4 protein-coding genes are annotated in these 6198 nt (G+C 49.0%); 2 read left to right on the forward strand and 2 right to left on the reverse strand.

What is annotated here, in order from left to right:
- Window positions 1-19: 19 nt before the first annotated feature.
- On the reverse strand, window positions 20-232 hold the full coding sequence (gene cspE, locus RSC70_RS17655; RefSeq protein ID WP_004091792.1) for a transcription antiterminator/RNA stability regulator CspE: 213 nt from the start codon (window positions 230-232) through the stop codon (window positions 20-22).
- A gap of 370 nt (window positions 233-602) precedes the next feature.
- Window positions 603-2264: a bifunctional UDP-sugar hydrolase/5'-nucleotidase UshA gene (gene ushA, locus RSC70_RS17660; protein WP_332543097.1), complete on the reverse strand. Its 1662-nt coding sequence runs from the start codon at window positions 2262-2264 to the stop codon at window positions 603-605.
- Between the two features lie 311 nt (window positions 2265-2575).
- Here ushA and RSC70_RS17665 point away from each other — a divergent pair, with 311 nt between their 5' ends.
- A complete protein-coding gene (locus RSC70_RS17665) occupies window positions 2576-3799 on the forward strand; it encodes an MFS transporter (RefSeq protein ID WP_332543098.1) in 1224 nt (407 codons plus the stop codon).
- A gap of 352 nt (window positions 3800-4151) precedes the next feature.
- Window positions 4152-5849, forward strand: a complete 1698-nt coding sequence (ybaL, locus tag RSC70_RS17670) for a YbaL family putative K(+) efflux transporter (protein ID WP_025799911.1) — start codon at window positions 4152-4154, stop codon at window positions 5847-5849.
- Window positions 5850-6198: the final 349 nt, after the last annotated feature.

A 6198-nucleotide genomic window follows, 5' to 3' on the forward strand; every position in this document is an offset into this window, starting at 1 on the left:
CTGCGATGGCTGTTGGCTATTACAGCGCAACAACGTTTACTGCTGATGGACCTTTAGCGCCGTTCTCGATAGAGAACTCAACTTTTTGGCCTTCATCAAGAGTTTTGAAATCATTGCTCTGGATTGCAGAGAAATGTACGAATACATCTTTGCTGCCATCTTCAGGAGAGATGAAACCGAAACCTTTACCAGCGTCAAACCATTTTACTAAACCAGTCATTTTATTAGACATAGATACTTCCTTTATTTGTTTTGTGTGCCGCCATGATTCAAATAAATCGTGCAGCGAAGGTGGTCGTCTTCAAAGAGTTACTTATTGAAAAGTTCTTACTTAGCACTTAGGAGAAGACTCACAAGAAGAAGAGGTATCTATGCGGATAACGCTTGAACTGAGGACTGCTTTACTAAAACTGCGTTCATAAGGTCTGTGTTTCAAACCGATGACGCTATTTACTCACACCCACCCTTGCTTATCAAGAACTATTTTCAAATAATAATTTTCTCATCTAGACGGCTAGACTGGTGGAAGTTTAGATGAGGACGATGTTTGCACCGCTCAGAGGGCAGAAATCTGCCCTCTGAATCAGCGTAGTTTCTACAGATTAATTCGCCGATTTATAAACAATCTCACCCTTCGGCTCATAGTCAGCAACTTTAAGCGGAGAGTGTTTTTCGATGTACTGTTTTAGCACTTCTGCATCGACAAACCCCGTGTTCACATAGCTTGGTCGATCGCTCACAATCGGGTAATCATCACCGCCGGTGGCGTTAAAACTCAGCAAAGCTAAACGATACGTTTTGTCTGCCTGCAAAGATTCGCCCTTGATTTTCACATCGCTTACGCCTTGCCCGTCGGCAACGAGGCTCACGTTAGCAAACTGCGCATACGCACCAGAATCGACTTTTTTATTGGCAACTACCGCCAGATATTTTTCAAGGTCGTGGCCGTTCAACTCGACGTAGGCTACCAAATTGCCAAAAGGCTGAACCTTCAGCACATCTTTGTAGGTGATATCGCCCGGCTCAATTGAATCCCGCACACCGCCACCGCTCATCACGGCTAAATCTGCCTGTGTGCGCTCCATCTGAGCGGCAAGCAGTAAACGCGCCATATTGGTTTGTTCGAAGCGAACTTTGCTGCGATCGCCCATCAATTTGCCGTCTACGCTGCCAACGTTAACCTCTAACTGCGCTTTACCCTTCTCTTCAAACGGCGTTAGCAGCTTGAGCATCTGCGGGTTTTCGTCAATCTTGTGGGTGTAGTAAGCGCGTTCCGTAGTGCCATCGTTTTTCGTCACTTTCTGACTCAAATTGACCGGAATGAGCTGGTAGTGTTGCAAAGTCAGCTCACCGTTACGGAAGCTGAAATCAGCGCGCCCAACGTATTTCCCCCACTCATGCGCCTGTACGATCCACGTTCCATTTTGACGATCGGGCGCACACGGCGTTCCCGGTACATAATCAGCCTGTTTTTTGTTCTCGGATGCCATACACACGGGATCCTGTGAATGACCACCGACGATCATATCAAGATACCCGGCTGGCAATTTTCTCGCCATTTCAACGTCGCCCGGCGCATTCGAACCGTGGTTGCCGTTGTCATAATGTCCCATATGGGTGGCGGCAATAATCACATCCGGCTTTTCGTTTTGTTTGATCTGCTGGATCAGCGTTTTGGCCTCCACGGCGGGATCGCGGAACTCAATACCTTTCAGCAGTTCAGGATTACCAATTTTGGCCGTATCGTCGGTCGTTAAGCCAATTACCGCAATTTTGATATCCTGCTTATCGAAAATTTCATACGGCTTAAACAGACGCTTTTCCGTGCCTTGCTGATAAATATTGGCGGAAAGTAATGGGAACGTAGCCCATTTTTCCTGCTGGCGCAGGACCGACAGTGGGTTATCGAATTCATGATTACCGATAGCCATCGCGTCATAACCCACGAGGTTCATGCCACGGAAATCAGGCTCGGCATCCTGTAAATCAGATTCAGGAACACCGGTATTAATGTCGCCGCCAGAAAGCAATAAAACACTGCCGCCCTGCGCAGCCACTTCATGGCGAATCTGATCCACCAGCGTCTTTTGTGCCGCTAAGCCATATTCACCGTTGGCGTTCTGCCAAAAATGGCCGTGATGATCGTTAGTATGCAGAATGGTGATGTTATAGGTTTTATCTTTTTCCCATGCTGCCGCCCACGTAGGCACCAGTGCCAAAGTGACCGCTAACGCACATGCGCTACCCTTTAAAGCCAATTTCATACGGATTCTCCGTGTCGTCATATTCATCATCCCAAAGACTTTCTCATTATTATGATTATCAAATTCAAATCACTGTGCTTGATACCAAGTCTAAAATTCTAACGGCAAGATAAGGAGATCTTTTCATTTTTTTGCGAGCCATTTCAAATTACGCAGTCCGTTTTGCGTCAATAACCGGTAAATAGTCCATATGAAGGCAAAACAACGGTTGACCAAGAATGATAAACTTTGTCATTGTTAGCGTGATGTCTATCCCTATTTATCTGCCTGCATAAATAGCTCCTTAACTGACTAAATCATAAAAACAGACTATGACTGACCGCATCGATCCGGTGTCCGACTACGTGACACAAAAGCCTGTCAATCGCACCTCGTTTTCCATACTGGGCGCTATCAGCGTGTCCCATTTGCTAAACGATATGATCCAATCGCTGATTCTGGCGATCTACCCTATTCTGCGCGGTGAGTTTTCACTGAATTTTGCACAGATAGGTCTTATCACTCTGACCTATCAACTGACTGCCTCTATGCTGCAACCGTTGATCGGTATGTACACCGATAAACATCCGAAACCCTACTCTCTGCCAATCGGTATGGGATTCACCTTAGCGGGGCTTTTACTGCTTTCCGTTGCGCCTAGTTTTGAAATTGTGCTGATCGCCGCCGCATTAGTGGGTACGGGGTCGTCTATTTTCCATCCTGAGTCCTCCCGTGTCGCGCGTATGGCTTCAGGTGGACGCCACGGCCTCGCGCAGTCGGTGTTTCAGGTGGGTGGTAACTTCGGTAGCTCGCTCGGCCCCTTGCTAGCTGCAGCGATCATTGCACCTTATGGTCAGGCAAATATTGCGTGGTTCTCTCTGGCGGCGCTGTTGGCAATTGTTGTTTTGCTTCAGGTCAGCAAGTGGTATCAGCAGCAAACCCGACAAAGCAAAGGTAAGCCTAAAGGCCACGGCAACGTGAAAGTGCTTCCACGCCGCACCGTAGTGGTTTCTTTATCCATACTGCTAGTGCTGATTTTCTCGAAATACTTCTATCTCACCAGTATTAGTAGCTATTACACCTTTTATCTCATCCATAAGTTCGGCGTTTCGGTACAAAGTGCGCAAATACATTTGTTTGCCTTCCTGTTTGCCGTTGCCGCCGGAACCATTATTGGCGGGCCTCTGGGCGATAAGATAGGGCGTAAATATGTTATTTGGGGCTCTATTCTGGGTGTCGCACCGTTTACGCTGGCTTTACCCTATGCATCGCTTTACTGGACTGGGGTTTTAACCGTGATCATCGGTGTGATTCTGGCCTCGGCGTTTTCAGCCATCTTGGTTTACGCGCAAGAGTTGATTCCTGGCAAAGTTGGGATGGTATCAGGCCTCTTCTTTGGTTTTGCCTTTGGTATGGGTGGCTTAGGTGCCGCAGTTTTAGGCTATGTTGCCGATTTAACCAGCATTGACTTGGTTTATCAGATCTGCGCATTCCTACCATTACTCGGCATCTTGACTGCGTTATTGCCAAATATAGAACATAAAGACGCTAATTAGACTTAATAACCCGACTTATCCTGTAGGATTGGTCGGGTTTGCTTTTCCTCAAAGCCGCGTGCTGCATGCGGTTGTATCACAAAACCTCTCTTTAGCGCCGTTGGCGCGTTTTTTTTCTAAATTCAGACCTATTTCCCAAAATTAACTCAGCAGAATTCCGATAAATACAATAAACTTATTACAGATACCGGTGGGTTTCACTCAACCAATACACATTGATTGCAATAAAAGAGTGGAAAATGCCGGATTTATACACACATTAATTGAAGTTGCGGCGAGCTATCCAGCGCTGCTTCAAGTTAAGAAGGGTATTAATTATTTAGCTGTTCGTGCAGTGCTAGAAGGAGTCTAGATGCATCACTCAACCCCGCTTATTACGACAATCGTTGGAGGCTTAGTTCTCGCCTTTCTTTTAGGTATGCTGGCGAATCGTCTGCGAATATCCCCACTGGTGGGCTATCTCGTCGCAGGCGTGCTTGCTGGCCCATTCACCCCCGGTTTTGTGGCAGACACCTCGCTTGCCCCTGAACTGGCCGAAATTGGCGTCATCCTGCTGATGTTCGGTGTTGGTTTGCATTTCTCTCTAAAAGATTTGATGGCGGTTAAAAACATCGCCATACCCGGCGCTATTGCACAAATTGCAGTGGCGACGTTATTGGGTATGGGGCTTTCGTCGTTGTTGGGTTGGGATTTAGTCACCGGTTTAGTGTTTGGCCTATGTTTATCCACCGCGAGTACCGTGGTGTTGCTGCGCGCTCTGGAAGAGCGGCAGTTGATTGACAGCCAACGTGGCCAAATAGCTATTGGCTGGCTGATCGTTGAAGATCTGGCCATGGTGCTTACGCTGGTTCTGCTACCTGCTTTTGCCGGGATTATGGGCGAAGGCCAAGATATGCAGCTCAAAGACTTGTTGATCGAGCTGGGTATTACGCTGGGTAAAGTCGTTGCCTTTATCACCATTATGATTGTGGTGGGTCGCCGTTTGGTGCCGTGGATTTTAGCGAAAACCGCCAGTACCGGTTCACGCGAACTGTTCACGCTCTCCGTTTTAGCGCTGGCGATGGGCGTGGCGTATGGTGCCGTGGCGATCTTCGACGTTTCCTTTGCGCTGGGCGCGTTCTTTGCCGGGATGGTTCTGAACGAATCTGAGCTTAGCCATCGTGCTGCTCACGACACGCTTCCGTTGCGCGATGCTTTTGCGGTTCTGTTCTTCGTTTCCGTGGGCATGCTGTTTGACCCGATGATTCTGGTTGAACAGCCGTTGGCGGTGTTAGGCTGCTTGGCGATTATCGTCTTTGGTAAATCCCTTGCCGCATTCTTCTTAGTAAAAATGTTTGGTCACTCCAAGCGTACTGCCCTGACCGTTTCAGTGAGCTTGGCGCAGATCGGTGAGTTCGCCTTTATTTTGGCGGGATTAGGCATCTCGTTGAATATGCTATCGCCAGAAGGACGGAATTTGGTGCTGGCGGGTGCGATCCTGTCCATCATGATCAACCCGCTGCTCTTTACACTGTTAGAGCGCTATCTCGCCAAAACCGAGACTATCGAAGACCAGAGCCTGCAAGAGGTCACAGAGGAAGAAGAGAAGCAGATCCCCGTTGACCTATGCAACCACGTGCTGTTGGTTGGTTACGGGCGCGTAGGCAGCCTAATTGGGGCTAAGCTACACGATGCCGGCGTTCCTTTGGTGGTTATCGAGAATTCACGTCCACGCGTTGAAGCGCTGCGTGAGCAAGGTATTCATGCCGTGCTAGGGAATGCGGCTAATCCTGAAATTATGGAGTTGGCGAGAATTGACTGCGCGCGCTGGCTGCTGCTCACCATTCCAAACGGCTATGAAGCCGGTGAGATTGTGGCCTTCGCCCGAACTAAACGCGATACGCTGGATATTATTGCCCGTGCGCACTACGACGATGAAGTGGCCTACATTTCAGATCGTGGCGCCAATCAGGTGGTAATGGGTGAACGCGAAATTGCGAACAGTATGCTGGAATTGCTACAGGTCGATAAGATGACGGATGCGGATAAGATGCAGGAGTGTCCGATCTGAATGGGAACTGTGAGGGGGGAACTGACCCCCTCCCAACCTCCCCCTTCGCAGGGGGAGGAGCAGAACGAGGATCTTCTAAGCACCGCCGAACAGTTTCCTCCCCTGTGAAGAGGAACTGACCCCCTCCCAACCTCCCCCTTCGCAGAGGGAGGAGCAGATCGAGGATCTTCTAAGCACCGCCGAACAGTTCCCTCCCCTGCTAAGGGGAATTGACCCCTTCCCAACCTCCCCCTTCGCAGGGGGAGGGGCAGATCGAGGATCTTCTAAGCACCGCCGAACAGTTCCCTCCCCTGTGAAGGGTGTTCAGACCGGAGACATAGTAGACGGATGTTTGGAGACATGGTGTACA

It is taken from the genome of Hafnia sp. (assembly GCF_036648275.1).
Lineage (GTDB): Bacteria > Pseudomonadota > Gammaproteobacteria > Enterobacterales > Enterobacteriaceae > Hafnia > Hafnia alvei.

Excerpts from the sequence above, each read along its gene's own strand:
- cspE (WP_004091792.1), bottom strand. The coding sequence starts at position 232 with ATGTCTAATAAAATGACTGGTTTAGTAAAATGGTTTGACGCTGGTAAA.
- ybaL (WP_025799911.1), top strand. The coding sequence starts at position 4,152 with ATGCATCACTCAACCCCGCTTATTACGACAATCGTTGGAGGCTTAGTT.
- RSC70_RS17665 (WP_332543098.1), top strand. The coding sequence starts at position 2,576 with ATGACTGACCGCATCGATCCGGTGTCCGACTACGTGACACAAAAGCCT.
- ushA (WP_332543097.1), bottom strand. The coding sequence starts at position 2,264 with ATGAAATTGGCTTTAAAGGGTAGCGCATGTGCGTTAGCGGTCACTTTG.